Here is a 26,028-nt window from a genome sequence, read left to right as displayed (position 1 = left end):
GATGGCAGGTATCGGTTTCGAGCTGCGAAAGCTGCTGCGCAAGGATAGCTATTTCGGGCTGCTGCGCGCCTACGGCTATGCCGGCATCATCAGCTCCGGGCCGTGGGTGCTGTCGATTCTGGTGATCATGGCGCTGGGCTTTCTCTCGCTCGGCCTGTTGCCGGACCAGTCCCGTCACGTCACCCAATTCCTGGTGTCGGTCACCTATATCGTGGCAGCGTCGCTGGTGCTCTCCGGGCTCGCGCAGCTGATATTCACCCGGTTCGTGGCCGACCGCCTGTTCGAGAAGAAAGACGCCAGCATCCTGCCCAATCTGATCGGTCTGCTGACCCTGGTCAACGTGACCGCGGCCGGCCTCGGGCTGGTGATTCTGATCACGCTGTTCGATGGCACCACGCTGCTCTATCGCGTGGAAATGTTCGTCGGGTTCGTGCTGCTGACCAATATCTGGTGCATCACCGTATTCGTGACGGGGATGAAAGCCTACCGACAGGTGCTATGGGCATTCGTGTTTGGCTACGGCGTCACGTTCGTACTCGGCATGGCCTTGCGTGGCTACAACCTCGAAGGCTTGCTCGGCGGTTTCGTGGTCGGGCAGGGCGTGCTGTTCTATACGCTGCTGTTTCTGGTGCTGCGCTATTACCCGGGTGATCGCATGTTCGCTTTCGATCTGCGGCGCGCGGACCAGACCTATCGATCGCTCATTTTCACCGGTCTGTTCTACAATCTCGGTATCTGGGCGGACAAGTTCCTGTTCTGGTACAACCCGGCGACCTCCGAGCACGTGATCGGCCCGCTGCGCGCGTCACCGATCTACGATTTCCCGATTTTTCTGGCCTATCTGTCGATCGTGCCCGGCATGGCCGTTTTCCTGATTCGCATGGAAACCGACTTCGCCGAGCGTTACGACGCCTTCTATGGCGCCGTACGCGGGGGCGATACGCTTGCCCATATCGAGCAACGACTCGATCGCATGGTGGATACGGTGCGCCAGGGCATCTACGACATCTTCAAGATCCAGGGCATCACGGTGGTGTCGCTGTTGCTCGTGGGGCCGGCGCTGATCAACTGGCTCGGGTTTTCGCCGTACTACGTACCGCTGTTCAACATCGATATCGTTGCGGTGGGCATGCAGGTGCTGTTCATGGCGATCCTGAACGTGCTGTTCTATCTCGACAAGCTTCGGCTCGCGCTGGTGCTGTGCCTGTTCTTCTTCGTGGCCAACGTGCTATTGACGCTGCTCAGCCAGTACCTGGGCGCGATCTTCTATGGCTACGGTTTTGCGCTGTCGCTCATGCTGTCCTCGCTCGCCGGGCTGGCCGTGCTCGACCGGGAATTTCAAAGCCTCACCTACCAGACGTTCATGCTCCAGCGGCAAGGGTAGATCGACCTGTATTTGTACGTAGTCGTTGATGGCGGCATCGTCCAGCGTGATATGTTATTGAGGGGTAGTACCTCTGAATAGGTGATGCATGGCAACTTCCATCAAGATAGATGAAGAAATGAAGTCCCGGGTGCGCCAACTGGCGGACAATCGCCGTCGGTCGCCGCACTGGATCATGCGTGAAGCGATAGCGCAATATGTCAAGCGCGAGGAACAGCGCGACGTGTTTAAACAGGAAGCGCTGGACGCTTGGTCATCGTATAAGGAAACCGGACTTCACATCACGGGATCGGAGACCAGCGACTGGTTAAGAGCCTGGGGTAGCGACGATAACGAAATACCCAAGTGTCACGAATAATCGTCACCGAGGGTGCAGTCGAAGGTTTGCAGCGTTGCCGCAGGTTCTTGGATGCCAAGGCGCCGAATGTCGCACGTCGCGCCGCGGAATCTATAACACGCCAATTCAAGCTTTTCGAGGCCGAACCGGATATTGGCCGCCCCCTAGTTACGTAGGTCGGATTAGGTGCTTGCACCGTAATCCGACAAGACGAGCCACAGATCCAGGCGAGCGTCGGATTACGCGCTGCGCGCTAATCCGACCTACAACGACTAGTTATTAGACGACTTTTGGGCAGCCGCTCAAAACGCCAGGATGACGCCCATGCCTACGGCGATATCGTCGCGGATGTCGTTGTTATCCGATTGGATACGGCGGCCGTCGTTGAAGCCCAGCCCGCCTTGCACACCGAATGTGTTGTTCACCCAGCCCTGTTTCATGAAGCCGCGCAGCCCGTATTCCGGGTTGAACAAGCTATAGGACGCCACCTTCGGCGTCGGCGCGGGTGGTTCATTCAGGTCAAACGCCTTGCGCACCTTGGCATCACGCGTTTTTTCGTCGTCGGAAGCGGTAGCGGATGGGCCGACGATGTCCGCGTCCTGAATTGCATCCGTCGGATCGACCTCTTCGGGCACCTTCAGATTCAAAGGCGTCGAGTCGGTCGAGGCAAGCGGCAGATCCGAATCGTCTTGCTCGGCGTTGTCCTTGCCGGTGGCATACTCGCGCAGAGATTCCGTTTTCCTGGCCGGCGTCTCGGTCGTCTTGTCGGACTCGGGTGGCGACTCGTCCATACGCAGCGTCAATGGCGCGGATTTGTCGACTTTCAGATCGGCTTCCGCGGCGGGCGACGGCGGAGTGGGGCGCTGAACTCTGACATCCGGCGAGTTGGTCACCAGCGCCGAACTTGAGTCGTCGGTTTGAGTGCGCAAGTGAAAAGGTGACGAGCCAGTTGCCCAGAACGCAACGCCGCCGCCGAGGGCCAAACCGGCAAGCGCGACGGGACCAGCAACAGCCCACGAGCGTCTTTTCATTGCATTAATCCTGCTTCTGCAGAAGCGGCACTATCTCGAGATTGCGCGAGGATACCCTACTAACTCACTGTCAGCACGGATAATGGCGCGAACTTTGACAGCTTGCAACAGTTTTCGCGTTGGCCAATCGAGCGCGGGACGTATTGCTATCGCCCGAAAGTACCACCTGGATCCGTCACAAAATGGCGGGTGAGCCCGGGCTCCGGTTCTCGATGCGATAGCGATTCTTGCCGGCCTGCTTGGCTCGATACATCGCTTGATCCGCGAGATTCAGTAGTTCTTCGGCGGTGTTTGCATCTCCCGGGTGAACGGCCACACCGACGCTGGCGGTCATTTCGATCGCCTGATGCCCTGCAAGATAGGGTTGATCGATTGCATCTACAAGCTTATTTGCAATTTTCATCAGCTTGGCATCGTCCAGCGGTTTGAGTTGCTCCATCAGCACCACGAATTCGTCACCGCCAAGCCGGGCGACCAAGTCGTTGTCGCGGACCACACCGAGAATGCGTTCGCCGACTTCCCGTAGCAGGCGATCCCCCGTGGTATGGCCATGTCGATCGTTGATCGCTTTGAAGTTGTCGAGATCGATCATGAAGAGCAGCGATATCGTGCCCGGGTGATCGTGGCCAAGAACCGCCGCCAATCGCTCTTCGAATACATACCGGTTCGCCAACTGGGTGACGGCGTCGATATGGGCCTTGTGAATCAGCCGCGTATGCTGGCGTTCCCGGTCGCTGATGTCGTGGAGGAAAGCGTTGAAGTAACGCTGGTCGGGCATCTGGAAATCGTGGATCAGCACTTCGACGGTGAAGACCGTGCCGTCGCGCTTGCACGCCTGGGCCTTCACGCGGCGATCCATGACGTTATCGGCGGTGGCGTTGAAATACTGCTGGAGATTATTGAACTGCGCCTGCCGGGATTGCGGCGGGATGATCAAATCGCGGAGATTCTGGCCCACCGCTTCGTCCTCGGACCAGCCGAACAAGGACGACGCGCGCGGGTTCCATTCCGTGACTTGTCCGAGGCTGTCGACCTCGATGAAGGCGTCGCTGGATTGCTGGACGACATATTTCCAGCGCTGAACCGTGGCCTCCAGGCCGTGTTCCAGCCGCGGTATTGTCTTCAGATGCTCGTTGGCCGAGTGAATGGCTTCGGCGAGGGTCGTTGTGAGATAGCCGACCAGTATGAAGATCAGAAGATTGGCTGCGATCAACGAATAGTCGCTTTCGGCCGAGCTATCAGCGTATTGCGTCAGCAGCAGATAACAGGCCGCGACCGCGCCAACCTCGAGAAGTGTCGCCATCTTCCCAAGCGCCAGTGCGCTGGTGATGATGACGACCAGATACAGGCTGACCAGCGGACCATCGATGCCGTGGGTCAGATAGAGAATCGTGGTGATGAAAGCCATCATCACCAGCGTATGTGCCGTGATCAGCACCGACCGATTGAGATCGAACAAGCCGGCGTAGTTCGTGGCCAGGCTGAACAGGAAATAGAGGCCGATCGTGATCAATACCGAAGGCGATGAATCGAGGGAATAGCCCGTTGCCACGACATAGAGCAAGACCAGAATAACCAGAAGCCACTGTATTTCGGCGACGCTGCGACAGAAATGCTTGAAAAGCAGGGCGTGGGTCGATGAATCCGTCGGTAGTGATGACTTGATCATTCTCACCCTTGTATCGGCATCGCGACCATTGAATGGCATCCACTACACCCATCGTGCGAAAACGGCCGCTCAAATAAAGACGGCTAGATGGTTCTGCAGGTGCCGGCCATGGTATTAGTCCGAGTCGATCGGCACGATCTCGGTGACCGATTCGCATTGGCTCGGTGTCTTCGTCGGCGGCGCGGTGGTCTGACAAGACCAGATTAACGAGTTGCCAATGACCTGTGGCTGCAGCACGGCTTCAGCCTCCGCAAGTGAACTGTTGGCCGAAAAATAACTGGTAATCACGCCGTTGTTTACTTCGACGCGATCGACATAGGTGCCCTTGACGCTATCGACGCCTGGAATACTGTCGACGCCGCTATCAAGCCCATCCAACGTGTTGGAATTCTGGTAAGCATCGTCAATGGCTGTTTTAACGCCTGATGAAAGACTCATGGCCTCGGAAAACTGGGCGCGACCGACATAACCCGTATATGTCGGAATCGCGATTGCAGCCAAGATCGCCATGATCGCAATGACGATCATTAGTTCGATTAGACTAAAGCCTTTTTTCCGCGAGGAGGACAGCATCATTAGAACAGCGGAGAACTAAACGGAAAATTCATGATTTTGCTCTGAGGAGTTGCGAGAGCAACTTACGCGTAAACAGCGTCGATTGAAAATGGTGGCATGCGGCCATCGGTCATAGATGCGCTATCGAACGCTAGACTTCATGTATTGACCCCCCTTATGTTTTTGAGCAGGTCGTGGGCGGCCCTTTGTATGCGAATTTTAGAGCTCGTTCCGACATTTCTTTGACGGATGCTTTAAGCGGCCTGAGTTCGAAATAAAGAACTGCCTAGTAATGATGTATCAAAAAAGGAGAGCCATTGGCCCTCCTTTTATCAAAACGCGAAAATGTAATACGTGACCAAATCTTGGCGTATAACGATTATCGTGTGCTTCTAGTTTTCGGTAGTGGCCGCCGCACTACGACAATTGGCTGGAAGATACTTGCTGGGAATAGTCGAAGTAGTACAACTCCAGTCGAGCGAGCCACCATCATTTGAATTTACGGTCGGCTTCAGCGCATAGATTTTGCTGTCTACTTCCGAGTTGATGTTCGTAGCTGTTGCTTGTATTTCCTCTCCGTCAAAAGTCACTCCGCTAACGTACTGGCTTTTTTGATTGCTACACCCTGCCTGTTGAGCATCGGCGGGAAGATTGCCAGCCGTCGTGTAGTACTCTGCAACCGAAGTCTTGCATGCCGAAGCGGCACCGATTAGTTCGGTGATCTTGGAGCGCGCCACATAATTCTGATACTGCGGAATAGCAATCGCCGCGAGAATGCCGATGATCGCCACGACGATCATCAGTTCGATAAGCGTAAAGCCCTGTTGTTTCTGCATGGGTTCCCCCTTGGTGAAATGATGCCTTGAAAATGGGCGTCTATGAACGACGCGCAATCTACAATGCAGCCTTCGTGCCAATGGGGAAACCCGCGCCGATATTGCTTTTTTATTTAAAAGTGACGCTCTGCGTCACGTCGGCGGGCGTCACAATGTGACGCTTTGCGTCGATTAGCGGCCGCGGTAAGTGATGCGGCCCTTGGTGAGGTCGTATGGGGTGATCTGGACGGTGACGCTGTCGCCGCGCAGGATGCGGATATAGTGCTTGCGCATCTTGCCGGAGATATGGGCGGTGACGATGTGGCCGTTATCCAGCTTTACTCGGAAGGTGGTGTTGGGCAATGTCTCGACGACGGTGCCCTCCATCTCGATATGTTCTTCTTTTGCCATTGACTCCTGATCTCGATTAGCGGTTTAACCGGTGGATTATCGGTGATCTGCGCCCGGGGTTCAATGTATGACGCCGTGTTTCGCGGCGCTGAGCGATCAATCGCCGAGATGTTCGGGCGCGCGGGGGACCTCGATATCGAAGCGCCACGGGGTATCGGGCGCCGGTTGCCGGACGGCTTCATCCACGTAGCGCAGGAATTTGCTGCGGGGCAGATCGACCGCGCCCATGCTGTAGAGATGCGCGGAACCGACCTGGCCGTCGATGATGGGAAACCCCCAGGCCTGCAGCTGGCGCGCGAGCCAGACCAGCGCGATCTTGCTGGCGTCGCGCTCGGTGCTGAACATCGATTCGCCGAAGAACATGCGGCCGAGTGCGATGCCATAGAGCCCGCCGATCAAGTTGCCGCTGCGCCAGACTTCGATGGAATGGGCATCGCCCATGGCGTGGAGTTTGGCGTAGGCGGCACGCATCTGCGGCCCGAGCCAGGTGCCGGGGTTGCCCGCGCGCCGGCCGGCGCAGGCGCTGATGACGCCGTTGAAATCCTGATCGAGCGTCACTGCGTAGTCGGCCTTGGCGAGCGTTCGCTTGAGGCGTCGGGATACATGCACGGCGTCCGTGGAGAAAACGGTCCGTGGATGGGGGCACCACCAGAGAATGGATTCATCGGGGTTGTACCAAGGGAAAATACCCTGCGAGTAGGCCCGGCGCAGGCGATTGGGCGAGAGGTCGCCGCCCATGGCGAGCAGGCCGTTAGGCTCGTCCAGCGCCAGTTCCGGGTCGGGGAATACGCCCTCGGACGTATTCGGGTCCAACCAGTAGACACGCAGCGCGCTCACGATGCTTTCAATTCTGCATGATTGAAATTGCAGCGTTCGCGTTGCTCGGCCTGGAACGACTCCATCATTTCGGCTTCACGCTGGCAGAAGTTCTCGACCGCGCCGGCCAGACGCGGGTCGACGATGACGTGATTGGACCAGGTCGCTTCCGGCTCGAAGCCGCGGCGGATCTTGTGTTCGCCCTGCGCGCCGGCGTCGAAACAGGCCAGGCCATGCTCGATGCAGTAATCGATGCCGGCGTAGTAACAGGTCTCGAAATGCAGGCTGTGATAGTCCGCTGCACAACCCCAGTGGCGACCGTAGAGCGTGTCGCCGCCGAGCATCATGAAAGCCATGCCCACAGGCTGGTCGCGGTGCATGGCGATGAAGAACAGCACCTGATCGGGCAGCCTGGTCTTGAGCTCGTCGAAGAATTGCAGCGTGAGATAGGGCGCCTGTCCACGCACCGCGTAGGTTCGTCCATAGAACGCATAAAGCGTATGCCAGAGGTCGTCGTCGATCTCGGCCGGCGTGCGCACGACGACTTCGACGCCACCGTCGCGCATACGCTTGCGCTCGCGCCGGATCTCCTTGCGTCGCTTGGAGGACAGTTGGCCGAGGAATGCGTCGAAATCCGTGTAGCTGCGGTTGTACCAGCGGTACTGGCAGCCGCGACGGGCAACGGCGCCGGCGCGGGTCATGGCGCCAGTGCTGGGGGCGTCGCCGAACAGGGTGTGAATGGAGGACAGGCCGAGTTCGCCCGGCAGCGCCGCCATCTGGTCGGCCAGTATTGCGCGCGCTTGATCGTCGCGCGCCAGCAGTCGCGGGCCGGCCACCGGGGTGAACGGAATGGCGTTGACAAGCTTGGGGTAGTAATCGAGGCCAAGCTGGCTATAGGCATTCGCCCAGGAAAAATCGAAGACGAACTCACCATAGGAATGGCGCTTGGCATAGAGCGGGGCGGCGGCGATCAATTCATCGGCATCGTTTTCGATGAGCAGATGCACGGGCTGCCAGCCGTTGCGTGAACTCACGCTGCCGCTGGCTTCGAGCGCCGCGATGAAGCCGTGCTGGACGAACGGCTGGGCGGTGCCGGTCAACGCATTCCATTGCGCCGAGGGCACATCGAGAATCGATTCGACTTGACGGGCTCGAGCCATGGAACGATGACAACGCAGAATGCTGGCAAATACAACCGCTGACGCCTCATGGGCGCCAGGCATAGTGAACAGTACGCAGGAAAGGCGGGTCTAGTTCAACGCGTAACTCTGGCCGACGGTCTCACGCAACGCGTACTGAACGCAGGCGTCGTGTTCGAACGGATCGAGCTTGTCGCTTTCGTCGTCGGCGCTGCCCGCTTCGCGCAAACGGCCGTCGGCATCGAACGTCACGATCGCACCCAGCGTGCGTACGTGGATTTCGCCTTCGTCGTTGGCAGTGTCTTCATAAGCGACCTGTACATAGCGCAAGCGTTTGTCGGCAAACTGCGGCAGTTCGCGCTTGCCCTCGGCCACGGCCGAGGCTTCGGATTCCGTGAACTCCGTGATCGCGCCTTCGTGGGTCAACAAGAAATGACGTACGGACATGATTATCCTCATGACAGTATTGGCTCCCATGGAAACTGTGCATAAATTGCGCCAATTCAAGCAGCTGCGTGTCGGTTTTGAAGCCGCGGGTGCGCTGCCAAGCCCCGCGTCGGGTACAATCGCTTCTCTCCGGCGCCGTTCGTTTCCGCGCTTTTCGGCATGGCCGGCGGTGACACGTCAGGCAGCGTCGCGAGCTGCCGATACCAGGACGGGGGCCGCGACGGCCGAACGGTCGCTTCCACGGCCGACCAGACACAGGAGTAACGCTTGCCTGCTGTAGATCAACGAGTTTCGTGTTTCCCTGATTGCCGTACCGGCGATGTAGACGCGTCACGCTGTGTACACGCCTGTGATGCGCGCGTCTCGAGGCGTTCATCGCATTCAGGCATCGATACGGTTTAGGGCGCAGGCATGGCAAAAGCGATTGCGAAACAGGGCAAGGCGGCGAAGGCGGGACCGAAATCCAGCAGTCGGAGCAGCGCCAAGGACAAGAACGATCTGCCGCCGAGCCGCTACCGTCAGCGCCTGGACCGGTTGATACGGGAGGCGGTGCTGTTCGCCGCCGCGGCGGTCACGCTGTTTCTGCTTGCCGCACTTGTGTCGTACAGCCCGCGTGATCCGGGCTGGTCGGCAATGGGCGACGGTACGGCGATCGATAATCTGTTCGGCGTGCCGGGCGCATGGTTTGCCGATGTCCTGCTGAGCCTGTTCGGCTATCTGGGCTTCATCTTTCCCTGGATGGTGCTCTATGCCGGCTGGTTGGTGTTCGCCAACAGCGACCGTCCAGCCAATGATGTGTTTTCCAAGAGCGTACGCGGTGGCGCGCTGTTGCTCTGGTTGGTCTCCGGCTGTGGTCTGGCCTGGCTGGTGCTCGGCAACGGCGGCGACGGGCTGCCGCAGGGCAGTGGCGGCATCGTGGGTGCGGCCAGTGCCGGCGCATTGGCCGGCGTGATCAATCAGGTCGGCGCGGCCTGGCTTTTGATCACGGTTTTCGTGATCACCCTGTCGGTCGGGCTGGGTTTTTCCTGGCTGGTGGTGACCGAGCGCACCGGTCACTTCGTATTGACCGGTCTCAGCGGCGGCGTGCGCGGCATCATCGATCGGACAAGGGCCTGGCAGGCCACGCGCGCCGAGCGCCGCGCCGCGGCGCCTAAGGTCTCGAGAGTGGAGCGCAAGGCCGCGAAGAAGGCGCGCGTCGAGCCGACGATTGGCCCGAGGGCCGATAGTGGCCAGCCCGCGCCGGCAAGCGCGGCGCCAGCGCCAGAACCCTCGGCTTCGGGATTCCTGCGGGTCAAGAAACCGAAGAAGACGATCAAGGCCACGCAGCTCGATCTGCCGATGGACGAGCAGGTCGACGTGCCGACCTACGATCCGGAAAAAGACAGCCCGATTCCGCCGACCATGCTGCTGGACCCGGCGCGCGAGCCCAAACATCAGCAGGATGAAGAAGTCCTGCGCCGCATGTCCGAGCAGCTGGAACAGCATCTGGCGGATTTCAACGTCCAGGCCAAGATCGTGGCCGTGGAGCCGGGTCCGGTGGTGACCCGGTTCGAGGTCGATCCGGCGCCTGGCGTCAAGGTCAACCAGATCAGCAATCTGGCCAAGGATCTGGCGCGGGCCATGTCGACGACCAGCGTGCGCGTGGTCGAGGTGATTCCCGGCAAGTCGGTGATCGGGCTGGAGATACCCAACGCCGATCGCGAGATCGTGGCGCTGCGCGAGATCGTCGAATCGCCGCTGTACATGAAGGCGATGTCGCCGTTGACGATTGCGCTGGGCAAGGACATCGGCGGCAATGCGGTGACCGCGGACCTGGGCAAGATGCCGCATCTGCTGGTCGCAGGCACGACCGGTTCGGGCAAGTCGGTGGCGATCAACGCCATGATCCTGTCGATCCTGCACAAGGCCGAGGCGCATGAAGTCCGACTGATCATGATCGATCCGAAGATGCTCGAGCTGTCGGTCTACGAAGGCATTCCGCATCTGCTTGCCCCGGTGGTCACCGACATGAAGGACGCCGCCAACGCGCTGCGCTGGAGCGTGGGCGAGATGGAGCGCCGCTACAAGCTGATGTCCGCCCTGGGCGTGCGCAACATGGCCGGCTACAACGCCAAGGTGCGCAAGGCGATCGAGGCGGGTACGCCGATCGAGGACCCGATTCTCAAGAACGCGCAGTCCAACGATCAGGCCGAGGCCGGCGAAGACGTACCCACGCTAGAGCCGTTGCCGTCTATCGTGATCATCGTCGACGAACTGGCCGACATGATGATGACGGTCGGCAAGAAGGTCGAGGAATTGATCGCGCGCCTGGCCCAGAAAGCGCGTGCGGCGGGCCTGCACATGATTCTGGCTACCCAGCGGCCGTCGGTGGACGTGATCACCGGTCTGATCAAGGCCAACATCCCGACCCGTATCGCTTTTCAGGTCGCCTCCAAGATCGATTCGCGCACGATTCTCGATCAGTCCGGGGCCGAAAGCCTGCTCGGCCACGGCGACATGCTCTATCTGCCGCCCGGCACCGGCTTTTCGACCCGTGTGCACGGCGCCTTCGTGGATGATCACGAAGTCCACAAGGTGGTCGAATACCTCAAGCAGGTGGGCGAACCGGACTACATCGAGGAGATTCTCGAAGGCGGGACCAGCGACGCCGAAGGCGGCGCGGACGACGGCGACGATATCGAAGCCGACCCGCTCTACGATCAGGCGGTCGCGATCGTGCTCAAGACCCGCAAGGCGTCCATCTCCTATGTCCAGCGTCGGCTGCGGGTCGGTTACAACCGCGCCGCGCGGTTGATCGAGCAGATGGAAAATGCCGGCATCGTCGGCCCGCTCGAGGGCAGCGGCAGTCGCGACGTGCTCGCCCCGGCGCCGCCCGAGGATTGAACTTCGATGCGGGCCCATGTTCGTAGTGGGGCGTTGCGGTCCGTCTGATTTCCAGTGCGCGGATTTCCAGGCTACGGCGCCATTGTTGCGATACGGCATCGCTTGCTTAAGCCTCGATTCATCGACGCGGACTAGGATTGCGCCATTGCCGACCGTGTCATTTCGATTTGATCCACAAGGATTGCTCATGCTTCTCCGCCGCCTGTTCTTTGCCGCCGCGGTATTTTTGGTTGCCGCCAGCGCGCACGCCGACGGCGTGTCCGATCTCGAGAGCTTCTACAAGAACGTCGACAGTCTCTCGGCTCAATTCAATCAGTTGCAGACCGACGACAACGGCGAGGTACTGCAGCGCGCCAGCGGTACGTTCCTGCTTTCGCGTCCGGACAGTTTCCGCTGGGAATACGAAAAGCCCTACAAGCAGATCATCGTGAGCGACGGCAAGGAGTTCAAGTTCTATGACGTCGATCTGGCCCAGGTCACCATCCGCAATATCGATGCCACGCTGCGGGCCACGCCGGCGCTGCTGCTCACCGGGGGCGCCGCACTCGAGGACGCGTTCAATATCGCAGCCGGCGGTAATCACGATGGCCTGAGCTGGGTGCGCCTGACGCCGCGCGCCGACGACACCGATTTCAAGGAAGTCCGGCTCGGACTGAAGAACCAGGTGCCCAGCATCATGGAACTGGACGACAACCTGGGTCAGACCACCGGCATTCAGTTCACCGACGTCAAACTCAACCCCAAGCTGGCGGGATCGAACTTCACGCTCGATATCCCCGACGATGTGGAAGTCGTGGATGGCCGCGGCATGCAGCAGGGTAATCGCTAGTGTCATCACGTGAACTGGCGCTGCTGCGATTCTGGCTGAGCGTGGGCTTTCTGGGCTGCGGCATCGTGCTCTACGGCTGTCTCATGCCCAGCCCGCCGCAGGTACTCAGCGGCACCTATGCCGACAAGATCGAGCATTTCGGCGCGTACGCCGTGCTCGGCACCTGGTTCGCCGGCATTCTGGCCCCGCACTATCTGCGCGTGTTCCTTGGCCTGCTGGCGTTCGGTGTACTGATCGAGATCCTGCAGGGGCTTACCGGCTATCGCGACGCCCAGGTCGGCGACGCCGTGGCCGACGGCCTGGGCGCAATGGTCGGCATCGGCCTGGCACGGCTCGGCGCCATGCGGTGGCTGGGTTATATTGATCGCCGTGTCGAAGCAAAAAGAAATACGTCTGGATAACGGCTCGGCCGAGGAGATCGGCCGTCCGCTGGCCGATCGCATGCGCCCCACGCGGCTGCAGGATTACGTCGGCCAGCAGCATATTCTGGGCGCGGACAAGCCGCTCGCCCGCTCGCTGGCGGGCGGACGTATTCACTCGATGATCCTGTGGGGGCCGCCCGGGACCGGCAAGACCACGCTGGCGCGCCTGTTGGCCGCGCAGGTGGATATCCGTTTCGTGCAGATATCGGCGGTCATGGCGGGGGTGAAGGATATCCGCGCGGCGGTGGCCGAGGCCCGGGATGCGCGTGCCCAGCACGGGCAGGGCACGCTGTTGTTCGTCGACGAAGTGCACCGCTTCAACAAGTCCCAGCAGGACGGGCTGTTGCCCTACGTCGAGGACGGCACGCTGGTGCTGGTGGGCGCGACCACCGAGAACCCTTCGTTCGAGGTCAACAATGCGCTGCTGTCGCGGACGCGGACCTACGTACTGCGCGCGCTCGACGTGGAGGCGATCCGTACGCTCATCGATCGTGCGCTGGACGATCACGACAACGGCCTGGGCGATCGCGCCCTGACCATGGACGCGTCGCTGCGTGACCAGCTCGCCCTGCGCGCCGACGGCGACGCCCGGCGCGCGCTGAATCTGCTAGAACTGGCGGCCGATATCGCCGCCGGCCGGGATACAGCGCATGCGGAAGTGGTCCAGACCGACCTCGATGAGGTGCTCAGCTCCGGGCTGCGGCGTTTCGACAAGGGCGGCGACTATTTCTACGATCAGATGTCGGCGTTGCACAAGAGCGTGCGTGGCACCGACCCGGACGCCACGCTCTACTGGCTGTCGCGCATGTTGGAAGCCGGCTGCGACCCGCGCTATGTGGCGCGACGCATCACCCGCATGGCCAGCGAGGATATCGGCAATGCCGATCCGCGCGCGCTCGAACTTGCGCTCAACGCCTGGGACACCTATGAGCGCATGGGCTCGCCCGAAGGTGAGCTCGCGCTCGCGCAGGCGGCGGTGTATCTCGCCTGCGCGCCCAAGTCCAACGCGGTCTATGCGGGTTTCAACGCCGCCTGGCGCGACGCCAGCGACAAGGGCAGTCTGGAAGTGCCGATGCATATCCGCAATGCGCCCACCAGGTTGATGAAGGAGCTGGGCTACGCCGACGGCTATCGTTATGCCCACAACGAAACAGACGGCTTTGCCGCCGGCGAGACCTATCTGCCGGACGCGCTGGTGGGCACCCGCTACTACGAGCCGGTACCGCGCGGGCTTGAAATCAAGATCGGCGAAAAGCTGGAACGGTTGCGCGCACTCGCCGGCGCATCCGGACAGGGGCGCGGCTAGCAGACACGGCGCCAAAGCATGCGTCGATGTCCGTTCCCGCGTCGACTATTGGCCGTCCAGTGCAATCAGTTGTTCGGCCACGTCCGCCAGATCGCGTCCGATCACGTCCGGTCGTTTGCCGGCCCGGTTGAGCACCGCGCCTTCGCGGGCCACGAACGCCGCCTGGCAGCCGGCGCGCAGGGCGCCGGTGACATCCCAGTCGTGCGCGGCAATCAAACGCAATTCGGCGAGTTTGCAGCCGAGCGCGTCTGCCGCGACGCCGTAGGCTTTCGGGTGCGGCTTGCAGCAGCGCGCCCGATCCACCGACAGCACATGCGCGAAATGATCGGTCAGGCCGGCATGCGCAAACTGGGCGTCCACCGTCTTCTGTGCCGAATTGGTCAGCGCGACCAGGGTGAAGCCGTTCTCGCCGAGCCGATCGAGCGCGGGCACCACATCCGGATGCGGCGCGAGCGTGGCGATGGTGTCGAAGACACGCTGCCGATCGTCGGCGCTGATCGGGCGCCGCTGTTGTTCGGCAAGTGCGTCCAGGCAGTGGCCGGCGAGTACGCCGAAGTCTTGATATTCGCCGGTCAGCGTGGTCACCGTCGACCAGTGAAGCATGCTCGCGAACCAGGTCCGCCGTGTCGATACGGCGCCGAAGAGATCCGCAAAGACCGCGTCCAGCGGTGACAGGTCCAGCAGGGTTTCATTGACGTCGAAAACAAGATGATGGGACGGCATGGCGCGCTCGGTGGCGAATGATGGCGCAAGGCTAGTCGCACAAGCCGGTGCGGGCAATATGGCGGAGATTGCGATGCGGGCGCGCCTTGACGAAAGAACCGGTGCTTGCGCCGCGGATGGCCGGTTCTGCTCGCGTTGTTAGCTGACCACGGTGAGCGATAGCGCAAAAGCGGCGATGGCAAAGAAAAGGCAATCTTGATTCAGCCTGGAAACAAGCACTTCCAGAATACGACGCGAGCCGGCGGCTGGTGGATTTTCCAGAGCGACGCCCCGAATCGAAGAATGCTGCGCAGTACACTGAAAATTGCGATCTGGCCTGAAATGAGACGTCCTGTAAGGTACTGTGTAATAATATTAATAAAGAAAAATAAAATGAAATATGCGGCCGTCGCATTATCCGCCTAATCGAATTTCGATGCGCCTTTCACGCCATCCGCTGAAAGGTAATTCATATTATTAAGTGCCCGTCGGACGATTTGTCGTTCGCATGACGAAGACTGCGACGGTTGTATGTTCATCAGGGCGGACTATTGGCAATAGGTCTAATCGCCCTTGGTCGTATACCATTGCACTTGGAGTACGGCGCGGGTTTTATCTCGCACTTTCAATGTCGTGGCTCGCGACGCTGCCAGTGCCCGAAATCCCACCGTCACAATCAGGCGTTTACACGATTCGTCGCGTGAATTGAGCAGAGGTTTCTATGACGAACAAACAGCAGGCGAGCGGTATGAAGGTGGTGATCGCCGATGACCACCCGTTGTTCAGAACTGCACTTAGCAACGCTGTTTATCAGTCGCTGGAGGAGCCCCGTCTGATCACTGTCGGTTCGTTCGATGAACTCGAGGCCATTCTCAAGACGGACGGTGACGCCGACCTGCTGCTGCTCGATCTCAATATGCCCGGCGCGCGCGGTTACTCGGCGCTGGTTCATGCGCGCAGCGTCGTGCCCGCCTTGCCGGTGATCGTGGTTTCGGCCTACGAAGAGGCCAGCGTTGTACGCGCATCGCTTGATCACGGGGCGTCCGGCTTCATCCCCAAGTCGTCGTCACCGGAGACCATGGCCAAGGCGATCGCGGCGGTGCTGGACGGCGAAACCTGGGCGCCGCTGGAGACGCTCGGTTCGGCGAACGTGGATCGTGAATTCACCGACAAGCTGGCGTCGTTGACGCCGCAGCAGCAGCGGGTCCTGGTGATGCTCACCGACGGCCTGCTCAACAAGCAGATCGCGATCGATCTGGCGATCTCGGAAGCCACCGTGAAAGCCCACATCACCGCCATCCTGCGCAAGCTGGGCGTGCATACACGCACCCAGGCGGTGATCGCGGCCCGCAGCCTGGAGATCGACTGGACCCGTTACGGTCGCGGCTCGCCCGGCGCACCGGGCGAATAACACGGGCTTCTGGTGGCTTGACGCTGTTGCCTTAAGCAGCGCAGCCTGCCGATTGACTGGATCACCTGTCGCCTCTAATCATGTCTCAAGCTTTGGCCGCGGCCGTGGCTGATTCCCGATAAACCGGTTACTGCAGGATCGGTCGCGTTTGTTATGTCGACTGGCCCTGGGGTTTCGCACCGATGCCTTGCGCTGCTCGCCGATGGGTCGATCTTTCTGGGAGCGTAGCCGGAACTCGCTGCACTCGGATATGCGGCTGCTTTTTTCGTCCTGACCCCGCTACTCAGCGTAGCGCCAAGGGTTTGAATACAGTTACGTAGGTCCGGATCAGGTGCTTGCACCGTAATCCGAAAAGACGAGCCACAAATCCAGGTGAGCGTCGGATTACGCGCCGCGCGCTGATCCGACTTACGGGCAGGGTATTGTTTGCAACAGCACATATGGCTTGAACGTTTTGGTGCTTTGGCTTACGTGCTTTTGTCAGGCAGAAGCCAAACTAGGGGAGTCGCGCTGTAGTGTGAAACCCCAGCTTGATCGACGTCGGCAAGACCAAACGATTTGCCGTCGTTGGCGGCTACGCATTGGGCTGGTGATGAGCACTACTGCCCCGAGGCCGTCGTGCGGTGCCGAGCCGCGTACTCTCAAGCATTCACGGCCACCGTCTGGGTAAGCGCCGCGCGCAGCTTGGCCGGCGACAGCGGTTTGTAGAGCACCGTCACGTCGAGCGCCCGCGCGCGGGTTGCAATCTCCGGGTCGCGGTTGGCCGTCACCAGAAGGCACGGGATCGGCCGGACGGCGCGTAGCGTTTCGGCCAGGGCGAGGCCGTCGGGCACGTTCTCGCCCAGATCGTAGTCGAGTATCGCGATATCGATTGGCGAATCCGCTAGGACTGCAGGCGCGTCGGCGGGCGGGGCGGTCATGCAATCGACCTGCCAGCGTTCGAGAAGGCCGGTGAGCGCATCCAGCGAGGCCGAATCGTCGTCGACACACAGCACCTGGCGTACGCCGATCGAGCGTGTGCTGCTCAGGTGGTTTGGCGCGGTCGCGCTCTCGGGCTGCAGCTGTGGCGTCGCGCGGTTGACGGTAAGACAGAACAGGGTGCCCTGTCCCGGTTCGGAGTGGACCTCGATCGTATGTCCGAGCAGGCGCGCCATGCGATCGGCCAGCGACAGACCCAGGCCGAGCCCGCGCTCGCCCGACGCCGCGCTCGAACTGCCGCGCTGGAACTCGTCGAAAATCGACGTCATCTGATGTCGGTCGATGCCGGCGCCGGTGTCCCACACCTGGATACGCACCTGATCCGCGCTGCGGCGAACGCCGAGCAGCACGCGCCCCTCGCGCGTATAGCGCACCGCGTTGGACAGAAAATTCTGTAGAATCCGTCGCAGCAGCGCGGGATCGCTGCGTACCCAGCAGCGCGTGGGGACATGGCGGAACGCAAGGCCGGAATCGCGCGCGAGCGCATCGAATTCGACCGTCAGGGGTTCCAGCACGCGGGCGAGGGGGAAGTCGCTTTCGTCGATTTCCCAGGCGCCGGCGTCAAACTTCGAGATATCGAGCAGCGGTTCGAGCAGGGCCTGGGCCGCTTCCAGCGAGGACTGGATATTGGTCAACGCCCGGGTTTGCTGTTCGACGTCGCTATCGCGTGCCGAGGCGGCGAACAGCCGGGCGGCGTTGAGCGGCTGCAGCAGATCGTGACTGGCCGCGGCCAGAAAACGGGTCTTGCTGAGATTGGCGCGTTCGGCCTCGCGCCGGGCGTCGTGGGCCGAACGCTGGGCCGCCGCGCGCTGATCGTTCTCGCGCCGCAGCCCTTCGTTGGCGCGGCTCAGGGCGGCGGTGCGTTCGTTCACGCGCGCCTCGAGCTGTTCATTGGCGCGGGTCAGCGCGGCCTCGGTTTCCTTGAACGCGGTAATGTCGTTGAAGGTGGTGACAAAGCCGCCCCCGGGCATCGGACTGCCGGTCATCTGCAGCACGGTGCCGTGGTGGCGATGGCGCTCGAAACGGTGCGGCCGGCCTTCACGCATGTAGGCCAGGCGTTTGCTGACATGCTCCTCGACCGGGCCCGGCCCGCATTCTCCGCGCATGGCGTTGAACCGGATCAGGTCCGCCACCGGACGCCCGTCGCGTACCAGCCCCGGCGGATACTCGAACAATTCGAGATAACGCGTATTCCAGGCCACGAGCCGCAGATCGTGATCGATCACGGAAATGCCCTGGTCGATATTTTCCAGCGCCGCCTGCAGCACGTTGCGATTGAACTGGACCGCATCGGCGGTGCGATCGAGCAGGCGCACCATATCGTCGATGGCGAGATCACGCTGGCGCAGCCCGGACGCCAGCATCAGCCGCGCGGATGCGCTGCCGACCACACCGGCCAGCCGCCGCTCGGCGAACTGCAGCAGGTGGGCGTCGGCCAGCTGATTGCCCAGCATTTCGTGGCTGTGGTTGCCGGCATAGTCTTCGAGCGTCGCGCGGGCCGCTTGGGCGCCGAGAAAACGCTGCAGCAGCACCTCGAGCTCGGCCACGCGGATGGCCGGCTGACGGGTCTCCACGCGCCGGCGAGGTTGGCTTTGCATGCCGAGATCGACGAAGGCGATGGCCTGGGCGCGTTCGATCAGACTCGTGGACGTATTGAAAGACACCGCGATGATGGCGGCGATATCCACGGCCAGGATCCAGAACACACCGTGGGTGAGGGCATCGCCGAAGTCGTAGTCGAACAGGGCCTGGGGCTTGAGCCAGGCGATGCCGAACGGGCCCGTCGTGATCCAGCCGGTATCCAGCCAGCCGACCGCGGCAAGATTGGGCAGCACCAGGGTATATGCCCAGACCGCGATTCCGGCGGCGAGGCCTGCAATGACGCCCTGGCTGCCGATCCGGCGTATGTACAGACCGCCGACCAGCGGCGGCAGAAACAGCGCAGCACCGGCGAAGGAGAGCAGGCCGATCGAGGCCAGCGCCTCGGACGAGCCGAACAGCCGGTAACAACACCAGGCGAGCGCGAGAATCACGACGATGAGAATACGTCGAATACGCAGCAACGAATCGCCGATATGACGGCCGCTGACGAAGCCCAAACGCGGCAGACGCAGGGCCAGTGGTACCACGATCTCGTTGCAGAGCATGGTCGACAGCGTGACCGTGGCCATGATCACCATGCTGGTGCCGGCCGACATGCCGCCGATATAGGCGATCAGCGCGATCGCATGGGCATCGCCCTGCAGCGGCAATGCGAGCACGAAACGGTCCGGGTTGATGCCACCGCCCGAAAATATGATCAGGCCGGCCGCCGCCAACGGCACCACAAACAATGACATCAGCACCATGTACAGCGGAAACAGCCAGCGCGCGGTGACCAGATCGCGGGTATCGGTGTTTTCGACCACGCCGACGTGGAACTGACGCGGCAGACACAGGATCGCGGAAACGGCGAGCAGGGTAGTGGTGATGAAGCGCGGACTGATCAGCGGCCCGTCGAACAGCGCGTTGAAGCGCGGTACCTGCGCGGCCTGTGCGAACAGGTCGTCGAGGCCGTTGAACATACCGTAGACCACGAACAGGCCGACGCTCAGAAATGCCACCAGCTTGACGATCGACTCGAAGGCGATCGCCAGGATGAGGCCCTGATGCGACTCGCGCGGATTCACATGCCGCGTGCCAAAGAAGATCGTGAACAGGGCCATGAGAATGGCGACATACAGGCCGGTATCCGACCAGGGCGCGTCCGGCGTGCTCGCCGCCGGAGAGGCGTGCGCGCCCTGCGTGAGGGTGTAGAACGACATCGTCAGTGCTTTGAGCTGCAGCGCGATATACGGCAGCACCACGACCAGGGCAATGGCCGAGATCAGCGCCGCCAGGCCCTGCGATTTGCCGTAGCGCGCGGCGATGAAGTCGGCGATGGAGGTGGTGTTCTGCTGCTTGGCGATCAGCAGCATCTTGCGCAGCACCGGCGAGAACACCAGCAGTGCGATCATCGGGCCGACGTAGATCGGCAGATAGGTCCAGCCCTGGGTCGCCGCGCTGCCGACGTTGCCGAAGAACGTCCACGATGTGCAGTACACCGCCAGCGACAGCGCATACACCACCGGCCGCGGCCCGGGGCGCTTGTTGAGGCGTCCGCGCCGGTCGCCGAACCATGCGATCGCGAACAGCACGCCGATATAGACGATCGATATGCAGACAAGTATCCAGGCGCTGACGATGATGTTGTCCCCCGACGGTTTATTCCGTCGTTGCAGTAATCACGGATTCGTTATCGACGCCGCGTGGCTGCAGCCGACTTCTGTCGGCCATATAATGCCGCGCAAATTCCCGATTCTTCACGTTATGCTCGATTCCCGCCTGCTACGCAACGATCCGCAGGCCGTTTCCGCGGCCCTGTCCCGGCGCGGTTTCGTCTTCGACGCCGATGCCTACGCAACGCTCGACGCGCGCCGCAAGGATCTGCAGACGCGCACCGAGGAACTGCAGGCAGAGCGCAACAAGCGCTCCAAGTCGATCGGCCAGGCCAAGGCCGCCGGCGAGGATATCGAACCGCTCAAGCAGGCCGTGGCCGGGCTTGGTGAACAGCTCGATCTTGCCAAGGGCGAACTGGACACCGTCCAGCAGCAGCTCGACGATATCCGCGCGGGCCTGCCCAATCTGCCGCAGGACGATATACCCGATGGCGCCAGCGAGGAAGACAACGTCGAAGTGCGGCGCTGGGGCGAGCCGCGCGGTTTCGACTTCAGCGTACGCGATCACGTCGAAATCGGTGCGCTGATCGACGGCCTCGACGCCGCGACCGCGGCGAAGATCACCGGTGCGCGGTTTTCGCTGCTCAAGGGCGGTGTCGCGCGCATCCACCGTGCGCTGATCGCCTATATGCTCGAAATTCATACGGGCAACGGCTATACCGAGCTCAACGTACCCTACATCGTCAACGCGCGGTCGCTGTTCGGGACCGGGCAGTTGCCCAAGTTCGGCGAGGATCTGTTCCGGCTGGCCGAGCCCGACGACTATTATCTGATCCCGACCGCGGAAGTGCCGGTGACCAATATCGTCGCCGACGAGATCGTCGAATACGAGAACCTGCCGCTGCGCTACGTGACCCATTCGCCGTGTTTCCGCTCCGAGGCCGGTTCGGCGGGTCGCGACGTGCGTGGCATGATTCGTCAGCACCAGTTCGAAAAGGTGGAGATGATCAATATCGTCCATCCGGACGACTCGGCCGCGGCGCTCGAGGCGCTGGTGGCGAGCGCCGAATCGGTGCTGCAGGGGTTGGAACTGCCGTATCGTGTCGTGGATCTGTGCGGTGGCGATATCGGCTTTGCGGCCGCCCGCACCTATGATCTCGAGGTCTGGCTGCCCAGCCAGGAGACCTACCGCGAGATCTCGTCCTGCAGCAACACGCGCGATTTTCAGGCGCGCCGGATGGGCGCGCGCTATCGGGACCCGGAGAGCGGCAAGCCGCGGTTGCTGCATACCCTCAACGGCTCGGGGCTGGCGATCGGTCGCACCCTCGTCGCGCTGCTGGAAAACCACCAGAACGCCGATGGCAGCGTCGATATTCCGGCCGCATTGCAGCCATTCGCCGGCGGCATGACGCGGCTCGCGCCGGCTTGATACCGGCGCCGCGCGGCTGGCTGTCGCGCGCGTCGGTGCCTCAGCGGCAGGGCAACTCGGCCCAGAGTTCTCGCACCAGCGCGTCATAATCGTCGCCGGGATAGCTGGCGATGGCCTGATCCAGGCGCGCGCTGGTCAGATGCGGCGCGAAGGTCTCGATGAAGCGGCGCATATAGCCGCGCAGGAACAGATTGTTGCGGAAGCCGATATGCGTGGTGCTCGATTCGAACAGATGGCTGGCATCCAAGCGCACCAGGTCCTGATCGCTGCCTTCGTCGTAGGCCATGTTGGCGACCACGCCGACCCCGAGCCCCAGCCGTACATAGGTCTTGATCACGTCGGCGTCGACCGCGGTCAGCACCACATTGGGCGTAAAGCCCTCGGCGTCGAAGGCCGCGTCCAGATTGGAACGGCCAGTGAACCCGAAGGTATAGGTCACGATCGGCTGCTCGGCGAGCGCGGCCAGTGACAGCTCCTTTGTGTCGGCCAGCGGATGACCCCGGGGCACCAGTACACAGCGGTTCCAGTGATAGCAGGGCAGCATGATCAGTTCGTCATAGTGCTCCATGGCCTCGGTCGCGATCGCGAAATCGGCATCGCCTGCCGCGGCCCAGCCCGCGATCTGCGGCGGCGCGCCCTGGTTGATATGCAGCGAAACCTGCGGGTATTCGCGCCGGAACGCGCCGATGACGTCCGGCAGGGCGTAGCGTGCCTGGGTATGGGTGGTGGCCACGCATAGCGAGCCACGGTCGGCGTCCGCGAACTCGGTGGCGGTGCGGGTGATGTTCTCGACCTCGGAGAGTATCCGCCGCGTGGTTTCCAGAATCCGCTCGCCGGCCGGCGTGATCCGGTCCAGGTGCTTGCCGTTGCGTTCGAACACGAGCACGCCCAGCTCTTCTTCCAGCAGGCGGATCTGCTTGCTCACCCCGGGCTGCGAGGTATGCAGCGCCTGGGCCGCGGCGGTGATGTTCAAGCGCCGTTTGGCGACTTCGTTGATATAGACGAGCTGGCGTAGTTTCATGCGATTCGATTGGCTGCTGGCGGAAGTTTTATATGCTCTAGCATTATTAAACTATAAATATATATTTCTATCCGATTTTAAGCCCGACTGCTAGCCTGCGCGCTTTGATGACTCAGGAATTCACGGGCGATGCTGGCTTTTAGCGTGGCAGGTTTGATCGTAGGCTTGGCCGTCGGTGTCACCGGCGTGGGCGGTGGCTCGCTGATGACGCCGCTGCTCATTCTGCTCTTCGGGTTCGCACCGTCGGCCGCTGTCGGCACCGATCTGCTCTATGCCGCCGGCACCAAGGGCTTCGGTACCTGGCTGCATGGCCGCCAGCGCACCGTCGACTGGCGCGTTGTGGGTCTGATGGCCAGCGGCAGTCTGCCCGCTGCGACCCTGACGATCCTGTGGCTGCATTTTGTCGGCCTGCATCCATGGGTCGAGAACATGATGACGATGACGCTGTGCCTGGCGATCATCGCCACCGCCGTGCTCAGTCTCGTTCGCAAGCGCCTGGTGGCGCGCATGGAGAACGATCCGGACAACGAGTCCGGCCTTCCGAAGAGCCTGCTGCGCTGGCGTGAGCCGATCACGGTCGGCGGCGGCGTGCTGCTCGGGGTGCTGGTGACGTTGTCGTCGGTCGGCGCCGGCGTGCTGGGCACGACCATGCTGTTGCTGCTTTATCCGCGCCGGGCGGCGATCAAGATCGTGGGTACCGATATCGCGCATGCGGTGCCGCTCACCCTGATTGCCGGCATCGGGCATCTGAGCCTGGGTACGACCGATCTGCCGGTACTCGGCATGCTGCTGCTCGGCTCGCTGCCCGGCATCTATATCGGCACCCGGCTGAGCACGCGTTTGCCAGACGGCCTGCTGCGCCCGATCATATCGGTTCTGCTCCTGGTGATCGGCTCCAGCATGCTTTTCGACAGCGCCCGTTCTCTGATGGGCAGCTGACAAGGCGTCGGCGCCGTGTTCGCCCAACCGATTGACCTGTTTTGTCGAGTTCGCCTCCCACATTGCCGTTGTTCATCCGTCTCGCCGGCCAGCCGGTGCTGGTGGTGGGCGGCGGGCGCGTGGCGGCTCGCCGGATCGAGCGGCTGATCAAGGCCGGCGCCTGCGTGACCGTGGTTGCGCCACGCGCCGATACGCGTATTCAGGCATGGCACGAGGCGAGGCGTCTGGTCTGGCATGAGCGCGCGGCGAACGCGGCCGATGTAGATAACCAGCGGCTGGTCTTCGCGCTCACCGACGATCATGTAGCGAACGCGGACATCGCGGCGGCGGCGCGGGCCGCCGGCGTTCTGGTCCAGCGTGCCGACGACGCCGATGGGTCGGATTTTCTCACGCCCGCGGTGGTGCGGCGCGAATCGCTGCAGATCGCGATCGCCAGCGACGGCACGGCGCCCACGCTGGCGCGCATTCTCAGAGCGCGCCTCGAGGCGTGGGTGCCGCGTGCCTATGGTGAACTGGCCACGCTGGCCGGCGCCTATCGCGAGCGCGTGCGTCAACGCCTGCCTCAATCGCAGCGCGCCGCCTTCTGGCTGCGCGTACTCGACGGCCCGATAGCTGAGCAGGTGTTCGCCGGACGGCTGTCGCAGGCGCGCCAGGCCCTCGATCACGCACTCGAAACAGCGCAGACCGCCGCCGAAGGAGATACCGGCGAGGTCTATCTCGTCGGCGGCGGGCCGGGCGATCCGGATCTGCTCACGTTTCGTGCCCTGCGTCTGATGCAGCGCGCGGACGTCGTGCTCTACGACAGCCTCATCGCGCCCGCGATCCTGGATCTCGTCGATGCCGACGCCGAGCGTATCCACGTCGGCAAGCGGGCATCACGGCATACATTGCCGCAGGAGGACATCAACGCACTGATGGTGCGCCTGGCCCGCGCGGGACGGCGCGTGCTGCGCCTCAAGGGCGGGGATCCCTTCGTCTTCGGGCGGGGCGGTGAGGAGATCTCGCAGCTGGCCGAGGCCGGGATTCCGTTTCAGGTGGTGCCCGGCATCACCGCGGCCAGTGGTTGCGCGGCCTATGCCGGTATTCCGTTGACGCACCGCGACTATGCTCAGTCGGTGACCTTCGTCACCGGCCATCTGAAAGAGGGCGCGCTCGATCTGTCGTGGCAACAACTGGCGCAGCCTGGCCAGACGGTGGTTTTCTTCATGGCATTGAAGAGCCTGCCGATCATCTGCGCCGCGCTGCAGACCTACGGCCTGGCCGCGGACTGGCCGGCGGCGCTGGTCATCGACGGCACCACGGCGCGCCAGCGCCTGGTCGTGGGTACGCTGGCCGACCTGCCGGCACGGGCGGCCCGGCTCACGATCGACGGTCCGACGCTGCTTATCGTCGGAGAAGTGGTGCGGTTGCACGAGACACTCGGGTGGTTCCGGCCCGCCGGTGTTCCGGAGCCTGATAGCCGCACATGAAAAAGCCCGGCGTCGAGGACGACGCCGGGCCGGTATCAAACGAGCACGTTCAGGGCGTGATCGTTCAGCCCACCAGCGCTATTTCTATTCCTCGCCCATGAACACGCCCAGCAGCTGGAGCAGGCTCAGGAAGAGGTTGTAGATGGTCACGAACAGCGTCACGGTGGCGCTGATGTAGTTGGTCTCGCCACCGTGCACGATCTCGCCGGTCTGATAGACGATCAGGCCCGACATCAAGAGTACGAACAGGGCGGATACGGCCATCGACAGCGCAGGGATCGAAAAGACCACCGCGATGATGCTCATCACGAAGGCGACCAGGATGCCCATGAACAACATGCCGCCCCACTGGTTGAAGCGCTTGCCGGATGTCAGCGCGTAGGCGGACATGCCGAGGAAGATCGCCCCGGTACCGCCGAGCGCCAGCGTCACGATCTGGCCGCCGTTGGAGAACGAGTTGATGTAGAGATTGAGAATCGGGCCGATGGTGTAACCCATGAAGCCGGTGAGCGCGAACACGCTGACTAGCCCCATCGCGCTGTTCTTGGTCTTTTCCACCGCGAACAGCAGGCCGAAATAGCCGACCAGCGTGATGATGATGCCCGGATGCGGGGCGTTCAGAATCATCGCCGTGCCGGCGACGGCTGCCGAGAACAGCAACGTCAGCGACAGCAGCATGTAGGTGTTACGCAGCACGCTGTTGGTGGCCAGCGCCGTCTGCGCGCGTGAAGTTTGGACAGTCCGTTCTGCAGTCATGTGTTTGATCTTCGTAAGTGCCTGAATCAGAGGCTAGCACGCCTCCCGAAATAAGGAATCTTTGGCTGAACAATGCAGATAA

General features: G+C 62.0%; 22 protein-coding genes. 10 read left to right on the top strand and 12 right to left on the bottom strand.

Translation table 11 applies throughout. The features are described 5' to 3' along the window. Position 1: 1 nt before the first annotated feature. Both pelG and ACFOSU_RS17520 read left to right on the top strand, forming a co-directional pair. On the top strand, positions 2 to 1,384 hold the full coding sequence (pelG, locus tag ACFOSU_RS17525; protein ID WP_380691215.1) for an exopolysaccharide Pel transporter PelG: 1,383 nt from the start codon (positions 2 to 4) through the stop codon (positions 1,382 to 1,384). An 88-nt stretch (positions 1,385 to 1,472) separates the two neighbouring features. Continuing rightward, positions 1,473 to 1,742: a CopG family ribbon-helix-helix protein gene (locus ACFOSU_RS17520; protein ID WP_380691214.1), complete on the top strand. Its 270-nt coding sequence runs from the start codon at positions 1,473 to 1,475 to the stop codon at positions 1,740 to 1,742. 281 nt (positions 1,743 to 2,023) lie between these two features. On the opposite strand, the gene ACFOSU_RS17515 is transcribed toward ACFOSU_RS17520, so the two are convergent. The 8 genes from ACFOSU_RS17515 to ACFOSU_RS17480 form a co-directional block, all read right to left on the bottom strand. Continuing rightward, positions 2,024 to 2,752, bottom strand: coding sequence for a hypothetical protein (locus ACFOSU_RS17515; protein WP_380691213.1), 729 nt, complete (start codon positions 2,750 to 2,752; stop codon positions 2,024 to 2,026). Between the two features lie 175 nt (positions 2,753 to 2,927). Further along, positions 2,928 to 4,421 carry a diguanylate cyclase domain-containing protein gene (locus tag ACFOSU_RS17510; RefSeq protein WP_380691212.1) on the bottom strand — a complete coding sequence of 498 codons (1,494 nt, stop codon included), beginning with the start codon at positions 4,419 to 4,421 and terminating at the stop codon, positions 2,928 to 2,930. Positions 4,422 to 4,535: 114 nt separating this feature from the next. Beyond that, the gene (locus ACFOSU_RS17505; protein ID WP_380691211.1) at positions 4,536 to 4,997 is read right to left on the bottom strand and encodes a pilin; all 462 of its coding nucleotides are present in this window, start codon (positions 4,995 to 4,997) and stop codon (positions 4,536 to 4,538) included. A gap of 371 nt (positions 4,998 to 5,368) precedes the next feature. Continuing rightward, entirely contained in the window at positions 5,369 to 5,812 is a 444-nt protein-coding gene (locus tag ACFOSU_RS17500) for a pilin (protein ID WP_380691210.1), read from the bottom strand. Positions 5,813 to 5,983: 171 nt separating this feature from the next. Next, positions 5,984 to 6,202 (bottom strand): translation initiation factor IF-1, encoded by a 219-nt coding sequence (infA, locus tag ACFOSU_RS17495; protein WP_380691209.1) that lies wholly within the window; start codon positions 6,200 to 6,202, stop codon positions 5,984 to 5,986. Positions 6,203 to 6,298: 96 nt separating this feature from the next. After that, positions 6,299 to 7,039: a leucyl/phenylalanyl-tRNA--protein transferase gene (gene aat / locus ACFOSU_RS17490; RefSeq protein WP_380691208.1), complete on the bottom strand. Its 741-nt coding sequence runs from the start codon at positions 7,037 to 7,039 to the stop codon at positions 6,299 to 6,301. After that, positions 7,036 to 8,178, bottom strand: a complete 1,143-nt coding sequence (locus ACFOSU_RS17485; RefSeq protein ID WP_380691207.1) for a GNAT family N-acetyltransferase — start codon at positions 8,176 to 8,178, stop codon at positions 7,036 to 7,038. The genes aat and ACFOSU_RS17485 overlap by 4 nt, the downstream gene beginning before the upstream one ends. A gap of 90 nt (positions 8,179 to 8,268) precedes the next feature. Next, entirely contained in the window at positions 8,269 to 8,604 is a 336-nt protein-coding gene (locus ACFOSU_RS17480; protein ID WP_380691206.1) for a hypothetical protein, read from the bottom strand. A gap of 411 nt (positions 8,605 to 9,015) precedes the next feature. On the opposite strand from ACFOSU_RS17480, the gene ACFOSU_RS17475 reads away from it, so the two are divergent. The 4 genes from ACFOSU_RS17475 (at position 9,016) to ACFOSU_RS17460 (ending at position 14,044) form a co-directional block, all read left to right on the top strand. Beyond that, positions 9,016 to 11,487, top strand: coding sequence for a DNA translocase FtsK (locus ACFOSU_RS17475; protein ID WP_380691205.1), 2,472 nt, complete (start codon positions 9,016 to 9,018; stop codon positions 11,485 to 11,487). 187 nt (positions 11,488 to 11,674) lie between these two features. Next, positions 11,675 to 12,316 (top strand): outer membrane lipoprotein chaperone LolA, encoded by a 642-nt coding sequence (gene lolA / locus ACFOSU_RS17470; RefSeq protein WP_380691204.1) that lies wholly within the window; start codon positions 11,675 to 11,677, stop codon positions 12,314 to 12,316. Continuing rightward, on the top strand, positions 12,316 to 12,717 hold the full coding sequence (locus ACFOSU_RS17465) for a VanZ family protein (RefSeq protein WP_380691203.1): 402 nt from the start codon (positions 12,316 to 12,318) through the stop codon (positions 12,715 to 12,717). The genes lolA and ACFOSU_RS17465 overlap by 1 nt, the downstream gene beginning before the upstream one ends. Further along, positions 12,686 to 14,044 carry a replication-associated recombination protein A gene (locus tag ACFOSU_RS17460; RefSeq protein ID WP_380691202.1) on the top strand — a complete coding sequence of 453 codons (1,359 nt, stop codon included), beginning with the start codon at positions 12,686 to 12,688 and terminating at the stop codon, positions 14,042 to 14,044. Before ACFOSU_RS17465 ends, ACFOSU_RS17460 begins: the two co-directional genes overlap by 32 nt. Before the next feature lie 45 nt (positions 14,045 to 14,089). Here the strand turns inward: ACFOSU_RS17460 and ACFOSU_RS17455 are convergent, their stop codons facing one another. Further along, positions 14,090 to 14,767 (bottom strand): haloacid dehalogenase type II, encoded by a 678-nt coding sequence (locus ACFOSU_RS17455; protein ID WP_380691201.1) that lies wholly within the window; start codon positions 14,765 to 14,767, stop codon positions 14,090 to 14,092. 700 nt (positions 14,768 to 15,467) lie between these two features. Between ACFOSU_RS17455 and ACFOSU_RS17450 the strand changes: the two genes are divergently transcribed. Further along, complete coding sequence (locus ACFOSU_RS17450; protein ID WP_380691200.1) at positions 15,468 to 16,157, top strand: LuxR C-terminal-related transcriptional regulator; 690 nt, start codon at positions 15,468 to 15,470, stop codon at positions 16,155 to 16,157. 641 nt (positions 16,158 to 16,798) lie between these two features. Here the strand turns inward: ACFOSU_RS17450 and ACFOSU_RS17445 are convergent. Continuing rightward, the gene (locus ACFOSU_RS17445; protein WP_380691199.1) at positions 16,799 to 20,311 is read right to left on the bottom strand and encodes a PAS domain-containing hybrid sensor histidine kinase/response regulator; all 3,513 of its coding nucleotides are present in this window, start codon (positions 20,309 to 20,311) and stop codon (positions 16,799 to 16,801) included. A 172-nt stretch (positions 20,312 to 20,483) separates the two neighbouring features. On the opposite strand from ACFOSU_RS17445, the gene serS reads away from it, so the two are divergent. Then, a complete protein-coding gene (serS, locus tag ACFOSU_RS17440; protein WP_380691198.1) occupies positions 20,484 to 21,761 on the top strand; it encodes a serine--tRNA ligase in 1,278 nt (425 codons plus the stop codon). A gap of 40 nt (positions 21,762 to 21,801) precedes the next feature. On the opposite strand, the gene cysB is transcribed toward serS, so the two are convergent. Continuing rightward, on the bottom strand, positions 21,802 to 22,782 hold the full coding sequence (cysB, locus tag ACFOSU_RS17435; protein ID WP_380691197.1) for an HTH-type transcriptional regulator CysB: 981 nt from the start codon (positions 22,780 to 22,782) through the stop codon (positions 21,802 to 21,804). Between the two features lie 129 nt (positions 22,783 to 22,911). Here cysB and ACFOSU_RS17430 point away from each other — a divergent pair, with 129 nt between their 5' ends. Beyond that, the gene (locus ACFOSU_RS17430; protein ID WP_380691196.1) at positions 22,912 to 23,721 is read left to right on the top strand and encodes a sulfite exporter TauE/SafE family protein; all 810 of its coding nucleotides are present in this window, start codon (positions 22,912 to 22,914) and stop codon (positions 23,719 to 23,721) included. A 41-nt stretch (positions 23,722 to 23,762) separates the two neighbouring features. Next, positions 23,763 to 25,190, top strand: a complete 1,428-nt coding sequence (cysG, locus tag ACFOSU_RS17425) for a siroheme synthase CysG (RefSeq protein ID WP_380691195.1) — start codon at positions 23,763 to 23,765, stop codon at positions 25,188 to 25,190. 84 nt (positions 25,191 to 25,274) lie between these two features. Here cysG and ACFOSU_RS17420 read toward each other — a convergent pair whose 3' ends face one another. Further along, the gene (locus tag ACFOSU_RS17420) at positions 25,275 to 25,946 is read right to left on the bottom strand and encodes a Bax inhibitor-1/YccA family protein (RefSeq protein WP_380691194.1); all 672 of its coding nucleotides are present in this window, start codon (positions 25,944 to 25,946) and stop codon (positions 25,275 to 25,277) included. Positions 25,947 to 26,028 lie beyond the last annotated feature (82 nt).

This window comes from Salinisphaera aquimarina (assembly GCF_042643355.1).
Classification (GTDB): domain Bacteria; phylum Pseudomonadota; class Gammaproteobacteria; order Nevskiales; family Salinisphaeraceae; genus Salinisphaera; species Salinisphaera aquimarina.
Note: the sequence above shows the minus strand (reverse complement) of the source record. Positions and strands in the feature narration are given on the sequence as shown.

What these genes read in the sequence shown, in the direction of transcription:
- ACFOSU_RS17480 (WP_380691206.1), bottom strand. Translation starts at nt 8,604, where the DNA reads ATGTCCGTACGTCATTTCTTGTTGACCCACGAAGGCGCGATCACGGAG.
- ACFOSU_RS17515 (WP_380691213.1), bottom strand. Translation starts at nt 2,752, where the DNA reads ATGAAAAGACGCTCGTGGGCTGTTGCTGGTCCCGTCGCGCTTGCCGGT.
- pelG (WP_380691215.1), top strand. Translation starts at nt 2, where the DNA reads ATGGCAGGTATCGGTTTCGAGCTGCGAAAGCTGCTGCGCAAGGATAGC.
- ACFOSU_RS17450 (WP_380691200.1), top strand. Translation starts at nt 15,468, where the DNA reads ATGACGAACAAACAGCAGGCGAGCGGTATGAAGGTGGTGATCGCCGAT.
- ACFOSU_RS17475 (WP_380691205.1), top strand. Translation starts at nt 9,016, where the DNA reads ATGGCAAAAGCGATTGCGAAACAGGGCAAGGCGGCGAAGGCGGGACCG.
- lolA (WP_380691204.1), top strand. Translation starts at nt 11,675, where the DNA reads ATGCTTCTCCGCCGCCTGTTCTTTGCCGCCGCGGTATTTTTGGTTGCC.
- ACFOSU_RS17520 (WP_380691214.1), top strand. Translation starts at nt 1,473, where the DNA reads ATGGCAACTTCCATCAAGATAGATGAAGAAATGAAGTCCCGGGTGCGC.
- ACFOSU_RS17485 (WP_380691207.1), bottom strand. Translation starts at nt 8,178, where the DNA reads ATGGCTCGAGCCCGTCAAGTCGAATCGATTCTCGATGTGCCCTCGGCG.
- serS (WP_380691198.1), top strand. Translation starts at nt 20,484, where the DNA reads ATGCTCGATTCCCGCCTGCTACGCAACGATCCGCAGGCCGTTTCCGCG.
- ACFOSU_RS17505 (WP_380691211.1), bottom strand. Translation starts at nt 4,997, where the DNA reads ATGATGCTGTCCTCCTCGCGGAAAAAAGGCTTTAGTCTAATCGAACTA.
- ACFOSU_RS17430 (WP_380691196.1), top strand. Translation starts at nt 22,912, where the DNA reads ATGCTGGCTTTTAGCGTGGCAGGTTTGATCGTAGGCTTGGCCGTCGGT.
- cysB (WP_380691197.1), bottom strand. Translation starts at nt 22,782, where the DNA reads ATGAAACTACGCCAGCTCGTCTATATCAACGAAGTCGCCAAACGGCGC.
- infA (WP_380691209.1), bottom strand. Translation starts at nt 6,202, where the DNA reads ATGGCAAAAGAAGAACATATCGAGATGGAGGGCACCGTCGTCGAGACA.
- ACFOSU_RS17420 (WP_380691194.1), bottom strand. Translation starts at nt 25,946, where the DNA reads ATGACTGCAGAACGGACTGTCCAAACTTCACGCGCGCAGACGGCGCTG.
- ACFOSU_RS17510 (WP_380691212.1), bottom strand. Translation starts at nt 4,421, where the DNA reads ATGATCAAGTCATCACTACCGACGGATTCATCGACCCACGCCCTGCTT.
- ACFOSU_RS17500 (WP_380691210.1), bottom strand. Translation starts at nt 5,812, where the DNA reads ATGCAGAAACAACAGGGCTTTACGCTTATCGAACTGATGATCGTCGTG.
- ACFOSU_RS17455 (WP_380691201.1), bottom strand. Translation starts at nt 14,767, where the DNA reads ATGCCGTCCCATCATCTTGTTTTCGACGTCAATGAAACCCTGCTGGAC.